This is a genomic window from Streptococcus sp. IMAU 99161, from assembly GCF_014435245.1.
In the GTDB taxonomy this organism is placed as follows: domain Bacteria; phylum Bacillota; class Bacilli; order Lactobacillales; family Streptococcaceae; genus Streptococcus; species Streptococcus lactarius.
On sequence record NZ_JAAPAW010000011.1, the window covers coordinates 348,896 to 364,359 of the forward strand.

The 15,464-nt window shown below is 43.2% G+C and carries 9 protein-coding genes; 7 read left to right on the plus strand and 2 right to left on the minus strand.

The genetic code is table 11. The features are described 5' to 3' along the window. Positions 1-164 precede the first annotated feature (164 nt). Positions 165-1,910, plus strand: a complete 1,746-nt coding sequence (locus tag HA044_RS07240; protein ID WP_187540537.1) for an ABC transporter ATP-binding protein — start codon at positions 165-167, stop codon at positions 1,908-1,910. Then, a complete protein-coding gene (locus HA044_RS07245) occupies positions 1,900-3,768 on the plus strand; it encodes an ABC transporter ATP-binding protein (RefSeq protein ID WP_187540538.1) in 1,869 nt (622 codons plus the stop codon). The genes HA044_RS07240 and HA044_RS07245 overlap by 11 nt, the downstream gene beginning before the upstream one ends. Positions 3,769-3,937: 169 nt before the next feature. Here HA044_RS07245 and HA044_RS07250 read toward each other — a convergent pair whose 3' ends face one another. Then, on the minus strand, positions 3,938-5,290 hold the full coding sequence (locus HA044_RS07250; RefSeq protein ID WP_187540539.1) for an MFS transporter: 1,353 nt from the start codon (positions 5,288-5,290) through the stop codon (positions 3,938-3,940). A gap of 157 nt (positions 5,291-5,447) precedes the next feature. On the opposite strand from HA044_RS07250, the gene HA044_RS07255 reads away from it, so the two are divergent. Next, positions 5,448-6,545: a DUF5937 family protein gene (locus tag HA044_RS07255; RefSeq protein WP_187540540.1), complete on the plus strand. Its 1,098-nt coding sequence runs from the start codon at positions 5,448-5,450 to the stop codon at positions 6,543-6,545. A 362-nt stretch (positions 6,546-6,907) separates the two neighbouring features. Continuing rightward, on the plus strand, positions 6,908-7,165 hold the full coding sequence (locus HA044_RS07260; RefSeq protein ID WP_187540688.1) for a transcriptional regulator: 258 nt from the start codon (positions 6,908-6,910) through the stop codon (positions 7,163-7,165). 110 nt (positions 7,166-7,275) lie between these two features. Here HA044_RS07260 and HA044_RS07265 read toward each other — a convergent pair whose 3' ends face one another. Continuing rightward, entirely contained in the window at positions 7,276-7,758 is a 483-nt protein-coding gene (locus HA044_RS07265; RefSeq protein ID WP_187540541.1) for a glutathione peroxidase, read from the minus strand. Positions 7,759-7,917: 159 nt separating this feature from the next. Between HA044_RS07265 and rexB the strand changes: the two genes are divergently transcribed. From rexB to HA044_RS07280, 3 genes are read left to right on the plus strand one after another with little or no spacing between them, the layout of a single operon-like run. Continuing rightward, a complete protein-coding gene (gene rexB / locus HA044_RS07270; protein WP_187540542.1) occupies positions 7,918-11,184 on the plus strand; it encodes an ATP-dependent nuclease subunit B in 3,267 nt (1,088 codons plus the stop codon). Next, the gene (gene addA / locus HA044_RS07275) at positions 11,181-14,846 is read left to right on the plus strand and encodes a helicase-exonuclease AddAB subunit AddA (protein WP_187540543.1); all 3,666 of its coding nucleotides are present in this window, start codon (positions 11,181-11,183) and stop codon (positions 14,844-14,846) included. Before rexB ends, addA begins: the two co-directional genes overlap by 4 nt. 3 nt (positions 14,847-14,849) lie before the next feature. Next, positions 14,850-15,167 carry a DUF4298 domain-containing protein gene (locus tag HA044_RS07280; RefSeq protein ID WP_187540689.1) on the plus strand — a complete coding sequence of 106 codons (318 nt, stop codon included), beginning with the start codon at positions 14,850-14,852 and terminating at the stop codon, positions 15,165-15,167. Positions 15,168-15,464 lie beyond the last annotated feature (297 nt).

The following is a 15,464-nucleotide window of genomic DNA, read 5'->3' on the forward strand; positions in this document are numbered from 1 at the left end:
CTTGCTTTTTTTGCGAAATTAGTTTACAATGGTACTTAATCAATATACATGCGTCATCCCTAGGGTCTTTCCCTCAGGGAATTTTGTGTGTTTTGACCTGTTTTTAGTGGGAGGAAACCTTGTTTCTACCACGGGTAAAAGTATGAAACTTATTGGAGGTAATGATGATTCAATCCTTAATTTCCGAGATCAAAGAATTCAAGAAGCCCTCGATTTTGGCTTCCTTGTTCATGGTCTTTGAAGTCATGTTTGAGATTTCAATTCCCTTTGTCATGGCGAGCTTGCTAGACCAAGGTGTGCTACAAAGAAATATGCAGAATATCTTGTTTTATGGTGGACTCATGCTGATCTGTGCCTTTTGCTCCCTCTTTTGTGGGATTCAGTCGGCCCGTTATGGCGCCTATGCATCAGCTGGTTTTGCCAAAAACCTTCGTCGTGCCATTTTCAAAAAGGTCCAAACCTTCTCGTTTGAGAATATTGACCAGTTTTCATCAGGTGGGCTGGTTACTCGGATGATGACGGACGTGACCAATGTGCAGAATTCTTATCAAATGATCATTCGGATTTGTGTGCGGGCACCGCTCAATTTGATCTTTGCCATTGTGGCTTGTTTCATGATCAATGCAGAGATGGCCATGATCTTTGTCTACGTGACCATCTTTTTGGCAGCAGTTCTCAGCATCATCATGAAGATTGTGTATCCGCTCTTTACGGAGGTTTTTGAAGCCTACGATAATTTAAATAATAGTATTAAAGAAAACATCACCAATATGCGGGTGGTCAAGTCTTACGTTAAGGAAGCGGACGAAACGGTTAAGTTTAAGAAGGCTTCACGCTTGATTTACAACATGTTTATGAAGGCCATCCGTATCGTTGTCTTTAGTAGCCCAGCTATGATGCTTTCCATGTATGCTTCCTTCCTTTTGATCTCTTGGATCGGGGCTCATCTGATCGTTGGAGGGCAACTCTCTACTGGAAATTTGACCTCTATGTTTAGCTACACCATGACCATTCTCATGTCGCTCATGATGTTTATGATGATCTTTGTCATGTTGTCCATTTCCATGGCTTCTGTCGAGCGGATCAATGAAGTCTTGACGACCAAAACGACGATTGACTCTCCCCAAAATGGCCTCAAAGAAGTGGCCAATGGGGCGATTGATTTTGAAGATGTAACCTTTGCCTATACCGATGAAAACGGCGATAAGACCCATGTTTTACAAGGGTTGAATCTCTCGATTTCATCCGGTGAAGTCATTGGAATCCTGGGTGGAACAGGTTCTGGGAAGTCTAGCTTAGTGCAGTTGATTCCTCGTCTCTATGATGTCGAGTCTGGTCGAGTGACAGTAGCAGGCCACGATGTCAAAGAATACGACCTCGATGCTCTTCGTAAGCAAGTGGCCATGGTTCTTCAGACCAATGTCCTTTTCTCTGGTACGATTAAAGAAAATATGCGCTGGGGCAAGAAAGATGCGACAGATGAAGAAATCATCGAAGCATGTAAGATCGCCCAAGCCGATGAATTTATTCAAGATTTCAAAGAGGGTTATGACACCAAGATTGAGCGTGGGGGATCCAACGTCTCCGGTGGACAGCGCCAACGTCTTTGTATCGCGCGTGCCCTTCTCATGAATCCGAAGATTTTGATTCTGGACGATTCGACTTCTGCGGTCGATACCAAGACCGATAGTTTGATCCGTCAGGGGTTGGCCACCAGCTTGAAAGAGACGACTAAAATTATCATTGGTCAACGAATTTCCTCGATTCAAGATGCAGATCGTATCATCGTCATGAACGATGGTCAGATTGATGCCATCGGTCGTCACGAGGAACTGCTTGTGACCAACGCTATTTACCAAGAAGTATACGAAATGCAAACACAAGGGAAAGGAGAAGCAGATGAAAACTAAGAAAAAAGCAAATCTAGGCTCGCTCCTTCGCTTGCTCAACTTCCTTTGGAAGAACTATAAACTTGCCCTGATCATCTCCTCTATCTTGATCGTTCTATCGTCTCTTGCGACGGTCAATGTGATAGCTTCGATTCAATCCTTGGTCGATGTCTATGTGGAGCCCATGCTGACAAGCAACAGCCAGGATTTTGGACCGCTCTTGTCCTTTTTGATGCGGGTTGGTTTGATCTGTTTGATCGGGGTTCTTGCCAACTATGGCTTTACCTTGATTATGGCGACGGTTTCTCAAGACTCGCTTAGAAGTCTTCGGAATCAGTTGTTTGCTCGCATGCAAAAACTGCCGGTTCGTTACTTTGATACCCACCAACACGGGGACATCATGTCCATCTATACCAATGATATTGATGCCCTTCGTCAGGCCATTGAACAATCCATTCCCCAACTCATCTCTTCAGCCATTACCATCCTTGGAGTGACGATTACCATGCTGACGGTTAGTCCACTCTTGTTCTTGATTGTTCTGGTGATGGTCCTTGTTATGTTCTTTATTATCAAGGATGTTTCTGGCAAGTCTGGTCGTTACTTTGGGGCCCAACAAAAGAACTTAGGGATTGAAAATGGCTTTATTGAAGAAATGATGTCTGGTCAAAAAGTGGTCAAGGCCTTTGTTCATGAAGCAGAAAGTATCGAAGATTTTGACCGTATCAATGACCAACTCTTTGAATCTTCTTACCAAGCCAACCGCTATGCCAATGTCCTCATGCCGGTTCTTGGAAATCTAGGAAATGTTTCCTTTGTTTTGACAGCCTTGGTCGGTGGACTCTTTGCCCTAAACGGCGTCGGTGGGTTGACCATCGGTGGACTGATGGCCTTTCTTCAATTGAACCGCTCCTTCACAGGTCCTATTGCTCAAGTCTCTCAACAGTTGAACTTTGTCCTCATGGCCTTGGCTGGTGGAGATCGTGTCTTTGATCTTTTGGATGAGGAAGAAGAAGTCAATCAAGGGAAAGTCACCTTGGTCAACTATGAACTGGTCGATGGAGAAATGGTCGAAACTGATCAGAAAACCAACAAATGGGCTTGGAAACATCCTCGTCCAAATGGCAGCTACCAATTGGTCAAACTGGTGGGGCATGTGGTCTTTGACCATGTTGATTTCTCCTATGATGGGAAAAAGCAGATCCTTAAAGGCATCAATCTCTATGCGGAAAAAGGTCAAAAAGTGGCCTTTGTCGGTGCGACCGGTGCGGGTAAGACTACCATTACCAATTTGATCAACCGTTTCTATGATATTCAGTCTGGAATGATCACTTATGATGGCATCGATGTTAAATTAATCGATAAGGATTCCCTTCGTCGCTCCCTCGGTATTGTTTTGCAAGATACGCACTTATTTACGGGAACCATTGCGGAAAACATCGCTTATGGCCGTGCTGATGCGACTCGTGAGGAGATCCTAGAGGCAGCTCGGATTGCCAATGTGGATTCCTTCGTCAAACACTTGGATCAGGGCTACGAAACTGTCTTGACGGATGATGGAGCTGGCCTTTCAAATGGTCAACGGCAATTGATCGCCATTGCCCGTGCAGCCCTTGCCAATGCGCCAGTCTTGATTCTGGACGAAGCGACGTCTTCGATCGACTCTCGGACTGAGAAGATGGTGCAAGAAGGGATGGACCGCTTGATGGAAGGTCGGACAGTCTTTGTCATTGCTCACCGCCTGTCGACGATTGTCAATTCCGATGTGATCATGGTGATGGACCACGGACGCATCATCGAACGAGGCAACCATGCTTCCTTGATGGCAGAACGTGGCACCTATTATCGCCTCTACACCGGTGGACTTGAAATTGATTAAGAAAAAAAGCTTGAGCGTTAGCTCAAGCTTTTAGATTATGTGACTTTTAGTCCGTCTCGCTCCGTTAGGTGCGAGACGGACTAAAAGTCACATAACAAAAAGACAAACGCCAAAAATGACGTTTGTCTACTTTCTGAGATTTCAGTAGTCACTGAAATCCTTTTTATAGTTAATTATTGTGTTTTGAAAAAATCATGTCCTTTAAACTCATAATAACTAACACTAATGTAATTCCCCATCCAATCCGAGCAGCTAATAATAGATTGTTTGGCCAAAGATTTAGACAGGTTGAACCGACTGCTGAACCAGCCGAAATGGCAATATTTTGTACCATTCGTTGTAAAGCTCCCGTGCTTCCTTGCATTTCCATGGGACTGGCTTGCATAATACTAGCGATATTTGCAGGCTGAAAATAGCCACCACCAACACCATAAATAAAAAGTTCAAAAGTTAGAAACAGATAAGACCATTTGGTGTTAAGAAATACTAAGAAAATTAAAGACAGGCAAATAATACCCAAACCTAAGCGGCTAAAAGTTATGTTTTTACTCCCATCGTTCAATTTTCCTGATACTCGTGAAAAGATAACTAATCCAGCTGGAGCTCCCAAAACAAGAAATCCAGTAACTCCTACTCCTAAATGATATAACTGTTCAAAAATAAATGGAGGTAGTAAAAATATCATGGCAGAGGCAAAACCAAAAGCAATCGTCTGTAAAAGGTAAGAAATTACTTTAGAATTCTCCTTAAGTCCCTTAACATTGACAAGTGGATTTTTTTGGATAAATTCAATTCGATAAAATAAAATACCGATCAATAAACTAATTATTATTAGAATAAGACTGATTATTTGTAAATGACTCTTACTTAATAATGATAGTCCTAACAATAGGCAAATTAACATTATTGCATTAACAATTGTTCCAGATGTGTCTAATTTTTGATTGTTAGTCTGCTCAGAAACTTTGTTAAGAAGATAGTGATTGCAAATAATACCAATAATTACGAAAGGGACATTTATCCAAAAAATAAACCGCCAAACATTTAAAGATAGCAATATGCCACCTAAAGAGGGACCTAATACAGGACCTAAACCTATCATAACTCCTAAAATACTAATAGAGCTATTTTTTTGTTCTTCTGATACTAATGTTGTAATCAAAGCTGCAGAAGTAGCTTGTAAGGCAGCTGACCCAATTCCTTGAATTACTCGTCCAGCGATAAGCCAACCAATACTATTAGCAAACCCACAAAAAAGCGAGCTAAGTCCAAAAAGAACGAATCCTAAGTAAGAAATTTTTAGTTTGCCGAATTTGTCACTAAAAATGCCTAAAGGAAGTATGAATATTGCCAATGCCAGTGCATATCCAGTTATTGTAAAAGCTGCAGTATTAGCTGTTGTATGGAATTGCTCTTTTAGGAAAGATAGTGCAACATTGATAATACCAGTATCTAAAGTTGACAATAACATTCCCATACCTGCGATAACTGTTATTAGTAAATCCTGCAACCGTCTACTCATAAAATTTCCTCCTTGGGTTTAGCTGTGTAAATTAAATGTTTGGTATCGTGTATCATAAATATAACCTCTTTTCTAAAAATTATAAATATGATACAATGTAATAAAATTTTAATCAATCGATTCTAAAAATATCGAATCGTTTAGAAGGAACATGCACATGACTATTACAGTTCAATTTAGTAACTATGCTCTGAAAACGGATGAAACATTAACACAAAGGATACAATTTGTGTACTCACCCTTAAATGAACTTTTTAGAAGCTTACATATCTTATTGAACCCGCGTCATCATGGTACAAATATTGATTGGGTCATTGAGATACAAGATAGATTGACAGATGATTTCTATGAGAAGCTTCACTATTTTCAACTTTTTTATGAACTTGGTGTTTCTCCTATTTTACTTTGTAATTTTCGCTATCATGCGACAACGATTGAAGAAGAGATAAAAAATTTAAAGAAATTTCTTGATGAATTCCCAACTATTCAATTAATTGAGCATTTAGAGAAAGTGTCCAGTGACAGAGAAAACTCCTTCATTCCAACATTAGCAAAAGGATTAGAATGGAAGGATTTTTCTTTGAATGAGGATAATCAGTTACTTATAGACTTGAGGAAGAATGCCTCTGGTGTTTATCAACATCTTTTCTCTTTTATTGATTGGTACCGCCAAGAAATATTTGATGAAACTTGGAAAAGTAAAGGTATTCAACGAAAGCTCTTAACAGAAATCCAACATCAAGCTTCTTTTTTAAGGGAAAATGGTTTTGAAGAAATGTTTAATCATTTGCAAATTGACCGCATTCATTGGAGAAAGGACAGGCTGGCCATCATTAAACCTTTTGACCAAGAAATCCAACTGCAAGATAGTGATTCTATTATGTTATTACCAAGTTATTTTATTTGGCCTCATCTGTTTGTTGAATCTTTCAACCAAGGAATTGCTATTACCTATGATATTACAGAACAGCCAAGTTACTATAACTCCACACCGGAAAATTTGATTACTATTTTTAAAGCTTTGAGTGACCCTGTCCGTTTACAAATTATGAATTATGTTATTGATAAACCAAGTACGACACAATCTTTGGCTCAAATTTTATTAATGAGTAATTCAAGTATATCCAGACATTTACAAATTTTAAAGGATGCTAACTTATTAACGACAACTAAAGCTAAAAAATTCGTTCTTTATGAGCCAACACAGCTCATTACACAACTTATGCCGAATTTCTACCATTTCTTTAAAAATTGAGGCTTTAATCATTAAAAAGGTGGTGAACTACTATGTCAACGTCACAAATTATCTCGGTTTTATCAGCTAACCGTTTTCTCACCCAAAATGAGATTGAAAGAACTTTAGGGTATTCTTTATCGAAAAGTGAAATTGCTTTTTTAAAGGCTAGTCCTAAAATAGTTTTATTTAACTTTTACGGCCGAATTTACTATAAATTAAATAATGATAATACTCTCACCACGGAGCAAGGAAGACAAGCTATTGCAAAACTGTCTAGACGTCCTCAAGCAATTAAGCTTGGTGAAGCACGGACATGTTTTCACCATTTAGCAGGGAAAGCAGGAGTTTCAATATTTGAGTGGTTTATTCAAAATAAATTAATGGAACAGGAATCCCCTATCAGCTACTCTTTAACTCAAGCAGGAAGTAATGCTATACAGCAATGGTTGGGTTATCAGTCTAATCCTAATATCAAATTATGTTTAGATTTTTCTGAAAGAAAGTTTCATATTGGTGGAGTATTAGGAGAAAAGATATTAGAAAAGCTAATCCATGAGGAAAAATGTCAATTAACTCAAGATAGGCAAATTATTCTAAAAACTGACTTAAATAACTTAATGAAGGATTTTTATAAGTAAATTACTATCAAATTTTTGCTTGAAACTATTGGTTGTGTGTTGTACCAATAACTTATTATTGATTTAATTAATAAAAGACGCTCTAGTTTTATGATTAACTAGAGCGTCTTTTAGTTATCAAGCAATTCTTGGATCAAGTCTTCCATGGATGCTGGTTCTGTTTTGGAGGAGAAGCGTTGGGCGACGTGGCCTTGTCGGTCGATGACAAATTTTGCGAAGTTCCATTCGATGCGTTTGCCCAGTGGTCCGGCTGCTTGGCTTTTGAGCCAGTCATAAAGAGGAAGGGCCTCTTTGCCATTGACCTTGGCTTTGGCGAATCGTGGGAAGGTGGTCTGGTAGTTGAGGCTACAGAAATGATTGATTTCTTCGGCAGTTCCTGGGGCTTGCCCCATGAATTGGTTACAAGGGATGTCTAGGATTTCAAGCCCCTTTTCCTGGTAGCGCTGGTAGAGATCTTGTAGTCCTTGGTATTGTGGGGTTAGGCCACAACCGGTCGCCGTATTCACTACGATGAGGACCTTACCTTGGTAGTGGGAAAGAGAAATTTCTTCCCCTTGTTGGTTTTCTAAAGAAAAATCATAAATGCTGGTCATCGGGATCATCCTTTCTGTTTCTTTAGCCTTTATTGTAGCACAAATGTCCTAAAATTGGGGCAAGAGGAGCATGACTTCTTGCTTTAGTCCCTCCTGCGAAAATGATATAATAAGAAGATAATAAGCTCTCAAGAAAGTGCCAAAAGGAGAACGGATCGGATGAAATTACTCTATACGGATGTTCGGACCCCCTTGACCCAGGTCCTGACGCAAGAAGCCGTAAGGTTAGTAGAAGATGGTAAGCGTGTGTTTTACATTGCCCCTAACTCTCTTTCCTTTGAAAAAGAAGCCAAGGTCTTGTCCTATTTAGAAGGTCAGGCTTCTTTTGCCATAACCATTACGCGCTTTGCTCAAATGGCCCGTTATTTCATCCTGAATCAGGTTTTTGAGGAGCAACCGTTAGATGACATCGGTCTAGGCATGCTGTTTTTTAAAGCTCTTTCCCACATGAAGGACCAGGATCTTAAGGTTTACGGAGCCCTGCGCAAGGATCCTCAGTTTATCCAGCAACTGGTTCAGCTCTACCATGAATTACAGACATCCCAGATGGATTTTACAGATTTAGAGTTGCTCGAGGAAGCTGAAAAAAGAGAGGACCTCTTGGCGCTTTTTGAAGCTGTCTCTGAAATGCTGGTTCAGCACCGGTATGAATCCCAGTCCAAGATTGCCATTTTCCTCCACCAGGTTGAAGAGGGGCACTTGGAAGAGCAATTGAAGGATGTGGCGATCGTCGTCGATGGCTTTACTCGTTTTTCTGCGGAAGAAGAGGCCTTGATTGGTCTACTTCACCGAAAAGGAGTGGAGATTGTTATCGGGGTTTATGCCAGTGAAAAAGCTTATCGAGCAACCTTTAGAGAGGGCAATCTCTATCAGGCTAGTGTTGACTTTCTCCTCCGGTTGGCAAAGACTTTTCAGGTTCAGCCTCAGTATCGTGGGCAAGCGATCGAAGACTCCTTTAGTCGCATGACCCGCATGTTAGAAGCGCGCTACGATTTTTCACAAGTGGAAGATGAACTGGAGAACCAAGATCGAACCGCTGTTCAACTCTGGCAAACCAATACACAAAAAGAAGAATTGGAATTTGTCGCTAAATCCATCCGTCAACGTCTTCATGACGGAGCGCGCTATCGGGATATTCGGGTCTTGCTAGGCGATGTAGAAGCTTATCAACTGCAACTCAAGACCATTTTTGACCAGTATCAGATCCCCTTTTACTTAGGACGAAGTGAGGCCATGGTCCACCATCCTTTGATTCAGGTCATTGAATCGCTAGGGCGGATCAAGCAGTTCAATTACCAGACAGAAGACGTCATCAATCTGTTGAAAACGGGTCTGTATAGTGATCTGACGCAAGAAGAAGTCGATGCTTTTGAGCAGTACCTTGGCTTTGCGGAAGTAAAAGGTGCTACAAAATTTCACAAGCCTTTTACCAGCAATCGTCAGGGTAAGTTTAATCTAGAAGCACTCAATGCCCTCCGAAAACGAGTCGTAGAACCTCTAGCTCCCTTCTTTTCACAGCGCAAACAAAAGGTTTCCCAACTGTTAACAGTCTTTACAGAGTTTCTGCAAGAGGCTCAGCTTTCTCAGAATCTACAAGCTTTGATCAAGGATCTAGCTTTGGAAGAGCAGGAGCGCTATGACCAGGTCTGGAAGGCCTTTCTCCATGTTTTGGAGGAGTTGAACGTGGTTTTTGAGGACCAAGAACTGACAGTGGACGACTTTCTAGCTCTTGTCTTATCCGGCATGCAATTGTCACAATACCGGACAGTTCCTGCTACAGTCGATGTGGTGACGGTTCAGTCCTATGACTTGATTGAGCCTTTGACAGCCCCTTATGTCTACGCGATCGGGCTGACCCAAGAACGTTTTCCAAAGATCGCGCAGAATACCTCACTTCTCAGTGAAGAAGAACGACAACAGCTTAATGAGGCCACCCAAGAAGGAGCAGAGCTCCAGGTGGTGACCAGCGAAAATCTCAAGAAGAATCGCTTTGTGGCGGTTTCGCTCCTCAATGCGGCGACCGAACAACTGGTCCTATCGGCCCCTAGCTTGGTCAATGAAACGGAAGATAGTGTCTCTCCTTACCTTCTAGAATTGGCCAAGGAGCCCATTGCTATCGAGTGGATAAGCAAACAAGCCCAAGCCTCAAGTGATGATATCGGGACCTACCGAGCCCTCTTAACACGCGTGATCGAACTCCATCAAGAAGAGATCACGAGTGAGTTGTCTGCTGAAGAAGCCAGCTTTTGGGGTGTGGCCGTACGGGTCTTGCGCAAGAAATTGGCCGCTGAAGGCATTCAGATTCCTCAGATTTCAACGGAATTGAAGAGTCGCCAGCTCCAGTCGGATACGCTTCAAGCGCTCTATCCAGAAGGCAAAGCCTTGACCTTATCTGCTTCTGCCTTGAATGAATACTACAAGCACCAGTATGCCTTTTATCTGCGCTATGTATTGGGGCTACAAGAAGACGAAACCATCCGGCCAGACGCCCGCAGTCATGGGAATTTCCTGCACCGGATCTTTGAACGAGTCTTAAAAGACGGCTCCGATCAAGCTTTTGATCAGCGTTTAAGCGAGGCAATTCGAGAAACCAGCCAGGAAGCGGAATTCCAGCAATTGTATGGAGAAAATGGAGAGACCAAGTTTATTCGCAACTTGCTTCTTGATACCGCAAAAACAACGGGGCGTGTCCTCGCCCAGCAAAATGGTATCGAGACCATCGGTGAGGAGACCCTCTTTGGGGGGAGCACCCACACCTCTTATCCTTTGTCTGATGGCAGGCTCTTACAGCTACGTGGAAAGGTGGACCGGATTGACCAATTGAGCGAACAAGGAGCTCTTGGCGTTGTGGATTACAAGTCCAGTCTGACACAATTCCACTACGACAAGTTCTTTAATGGCCTGAATTCTCAATTGCCAACCTATCTTTCTGCGATTCAGGATTTGAAGGAATACCAAGAGGAGCAAGGGATTTTCGGAGCCATGTATTTGGAAATGGGAGATCCCCTAGTAGATCTGAAAAAGACCAAGACAGTCGACGATGCCATCAACCAAACTATGAAAAGTCAACAGTACAAGGGGCTCTTTATGGCAGATCAGGCGCCTTATCTGGGCGAGGCCTATGATAAAAACAAGGCCATGATGTTGAGTAAGGAAGAGCTGGACCTGCTCCTCTTGTACAATGCTTATCTCTATAAAACAGCAGCAGAAGGGATCCTCAAGGGGCAATTTGCCATCAATCCCTATAGTGAAAATGGGCGCAATATCGCACCATATGTGGAGCAGTTTAAATCTATCACAGGTTTTGAAGCCGATCGTCACCTCGGTCAGGCACGATTCTTGACCAAACTAGAACAAAAAGGAATACGCGGTGAAAAGGTGAAAGCCGCTTGGATCGAGAAGATGAAGGAGGTCTTGAACAAATGATCAAACAAGCATTTTTGACAAGAGAAGAAATCAAGGCCCTTCAGGCCCAAGAAGCAGCTTCTAGCAAGGAGCAAAAGCGGACACCGGAACAGATCGATGCCATCTATAGTTCGGGGACCAATATCTTGGTGTCGGCCTCTGCTGGTTCGGGGAAGACCTTTGTCATGGTGCAGCGGATACTGGATCAGATCCAGCGAGGCATTTCGATTAAGGAGCTCTTTATCTCGACCTTTACGGTCAAGGCAGCAGGAGAGCTCAAGGAGCGTTTGGAAAGTGAACTTGGTAAAGCTTTGCAAGCGTCTGATGATCCAGAACTCAAGCAACACTTGGCCCGTCAAATCGCAGATGTCGCCACAAGTGATATCGGAACCATGGACTCCTTTACCCAAAAGGTCCTAACGCGCTATGGCTATTTGCTTGGGTTGGCGCCCCAGTTTCGGATTTTACAAAATGCCAGTGAGCAGCGTCTCTTGCAAAATGAAGTCTTTCAGACTGTTTTTGACCGCTATTACCAAGGAGAAAACCAAGAAGCTTTTGTCCAGATGGTCAAGAATTTCACGGGACAGCGCAAAAATTTGACCTTGTTTAAAGAGCAAGTCTACCAAATCTATGACTTTCTTCAGTCGACTAGTGATCCGGAAAAATGGCTGGAGGAGCATTTCCTAAAAGGCTATGAAGAGACTGATTTTGACCAGGTTGAAGGCGAATTAATGGAGAGCATCCAGCAAGCCCTCTATGAGGCAGAGAGCTTTTTTGCCTTTCATTTGTCTAATGAAGGCCAAGCATTTGGTAAGGCCAAATATTTGGAAGCCGTGCAAGAGGTGCTGGATCAGATTGGAAGCCTCACAGAGCGCCCTAATAAAGCGCAACTGACCACTGTTCTAAAGGCGGTCGTTGCAATTAGCCGGGCTTCAAATGGGGGAGCCTTGACCAATAGAGCCCGTAAAGAAGAGCTGAAAGACCTAGTTACGGCTTATAACCAGGACAAAAACATTCATATCAATCGCCTCAGAGACTTGGAAAATCAGCTCTATCAGCTGGAATTTCAACAAACCTTCCACCAAGAAGAAGGCCCCATGCTCTCTTTGCTGCGGGATTTTATCAGAGACTTTTCTCAGGCTTATCTGGAGCGAAAAATCCAAGAAAAAGCTTTTGAATTTGGGGATATTAGTCATTTTGCCATTCAAATTTTAGAGCAATTCCCAGAAGTGAGACAAGCCTTTCAAGAGCGCTATCATGAGGTCATGGTCGATGAGTACCAGGATACCAACCACACCCAAGAGCGGATGTTGGACTTGTTGTCAAATGGGCACAATCGCTTCATGGTGGGGGATATCAAGCAATCCATTTACCGTTTCCGTCAGGCAGATCCACAGATTTTCAATGATAAGTTTAAGGCCTACCAAGAAGAAGGGGCAAAAGGGCGGTTGATCCTCCTCAAGGAAAATTTCCGGAGTCATGTGGAAGTGTTAGATGCGACCAATGATGTCTTTCGCCATTTGATGGACGAAGAGGTAGGAGAGATTGACTACAATCAAACCCACTATCTAGTTGCAGGAAGCGACAAGCAGCGGATGGCCTTGCCACAACATCGGGCAGAGTTTTTGCTCTATGATGGCAGCCAGGACCAAGAAGAAAAGACCGAAGACGAGGAAGCTCTCTCTGGTCTTGAGACCATTTCCAAGGGAGAGATTCTTCTGGTTATCAAAGAAATTTTACGCCTCCATCGGGTGGAAAAAGTGCCTTTTAAAGAGATCACTCTCTTGACCGCGACTCGAACGCGAAATGACGCCATTCTGGAAGCCTTTGACCACTACCAGATTCCGATTGTGGCAGATAGCGGACAGGCGCATTATCTAGAGTCGCTGGAAGTGATGGTCATGCTGGATACCTTGCGGACCATTGACAATCCCTTGCATGATTATCCATTAGTGGCCCTTATGAAATCACCCATGTTTGACTTTGATGAAGATGAGCTGGCACGGATTTCCTTGCAGTCGCTTCCAGAGCAAAAGCAAGTGGACTTCTACCACAAGGTCCAGTTAGCCCTTGAACAGACTGCAGAGCATGCCAATCTGATGGATGCTAAGCTCTTCGCTAAAATCGAGAACTTCCTCAAGGTTTTATCTACTTGGCGGGCTGCTGCCAAGACCTCTTCGCTTTATGATTTGTTGTGGAAAATCTATGAGGATCGCTATTACTATGACTATGTCGGTGCCCTTCCAAATGGGGCCCAGCGTCAGGCCAACCTCTATGCCTTGACACTTCGGGCCAATGATTATGAGAAGGCCAGTTTTAAGGGCTTGTCGCGCTTCATTGCCATGATCGACAAGGTGATCGAAAATGAACACGATTTGGCCAGCGTCCCTCTGGCGGCACCAAAAGATGCCGTTCAGCTCATGACCGTTCATAAGAGTAAGGGGTTGGAATTCAAGTATGTCTTTCTTCTCAATATGGACAAGGCCTTCAACCGCAAGGATCAATCGGGGCCAATCATCCTCAGTCGCCAAAAAGGGATTGGTTTTAAATACATTGCCAACCTGCCGGTTGAGACAGAAAATCCAGCTGCTCCAGAATCCATTCGCCTGCAGATCGAAACACCTTGCTACCAAGGTAATGTGGAAGAAACAAAATTAGCCACGATTTCAGAGCAGATGCGTCTTCTATATGTTGCTATGACACGGGCCGAGCTCAAGCTCTATCTGGTCGGAAAAGGCCGGGAGGACAAACTGCGCGATACAGATTGGGGGACCAGTCGCAATGGCAAGCTGGATCCGGAAAAACGAAAAGAATGGACCTCTTATCAGGACTGGCTCTTTGCTATTCAAGATGTGTTCGCCAAGAATACACTGGCTTATGACACGCGTTTTGTGACAGATGAAGACCTGACAACGGATCAGCTGGAGCCACTAGAGAAGGAGAAGGATTCCCGCCTGGATCAGCTCAAGGATGTCCGCCAGTCAGAGGATATTCGTCGGGCTTTGGATATCTTGGAAAATGTTGATCGTCTCAATCAGCTCTATGCTCCGGCCATTCATTTACCTAGTGTCCGTACCCCTAGCCAGATCAAGAAATTCTACGAGCCTGTCATGGATGCCAATGGCGTCCAAATCATGGATGCCAAGCTTGTTGCGCCTGAGTTTGAGCTTCCAACTTTTGGTCAAGAAAAAGCGGTGACAGGAGCCCAAGTTGGTAGTGCTGTCCATGAACTCATGCAGCGCGTGCCTCTTGAAGAAGAAATCACTCTTGATACACTACATCAAGCCTTGGAGCAGGTTCAAGCAGAGCCAGCGGTCAAAGCGCGCATCAAGCTGGAGGCCATTCTCGCTTTCTATGAGACGCCTTTGGGGACCTTACTTCAAAGAGAAGCACCTCGTGTTCATCGTGAAGCCCCCTTTGCTATGCTGAAGAAAGATCCAGCTAGTGGAGAGGACTTTGTCGTGCGGGGGATCTTGGATGGGTATATCGTGCTAGAAGATCGGATCCTGCTCTTTGACTACAAGACAGATCACTACAAGGTCCCTAGCCAATTGGTCGAACGCTACCGAGATCAGCTCGATCTCTATGCAGAAGCTCTTCGCCGTTCCTATGGTCAAGAGGACGTTGAAAAATATCTGGTACTTTTAGGTGGCCCTCATCTAGAAGTAGTGAAAGTGGAGTAAATGATGGCAATTGCAAAGGAAAAAATCGAACGCATCCAAAGGATGGAAGGTTATTTGAATGACTATGCTAAGACTTTGGAAGGTACAAAAAAAGCAGTGGATCGACTAAAAGAGCATCAAGAGAGCTATGCCCAACTGCGCGATTATTATAGTAGTCAGGCCTATTTTGACGACTTAGATCTGTCCAATCAAGCTGACTTTCCAGCCGATCTTCCTTGTGGTGTTTTGTCTGAAGATGCCGTCTATGATTTGTTAGACGAGCACTTTCAGATGGGAGTGGAGCTCTTGGAAATCGCAACGAAAATGATCAAAGAACGGTGAAATCATTCTTTATATTTTATCTTTCCTTAGGTGACGACGGACGCTAGCGAACTTCTACGAAGTTCCATAGCTAATTATTGAGCCTAGGGTCTCAATAATTCCGAGTACCTGAAACAGATTCTGTTTCAGGTACTTTTGTCACTGCGGAAAGTTTCAGTATATCTTTGAATAAACACAACATATATCATTCTAATTCTTTTAGCATTACTTGTGTTAGCTTATCTTGACAAGCCCTACCAGCAATAGAAAATTTTCCAAAATGGACTTTTTCTTCAGCAAAAAAAGCTCCGGTTTCCC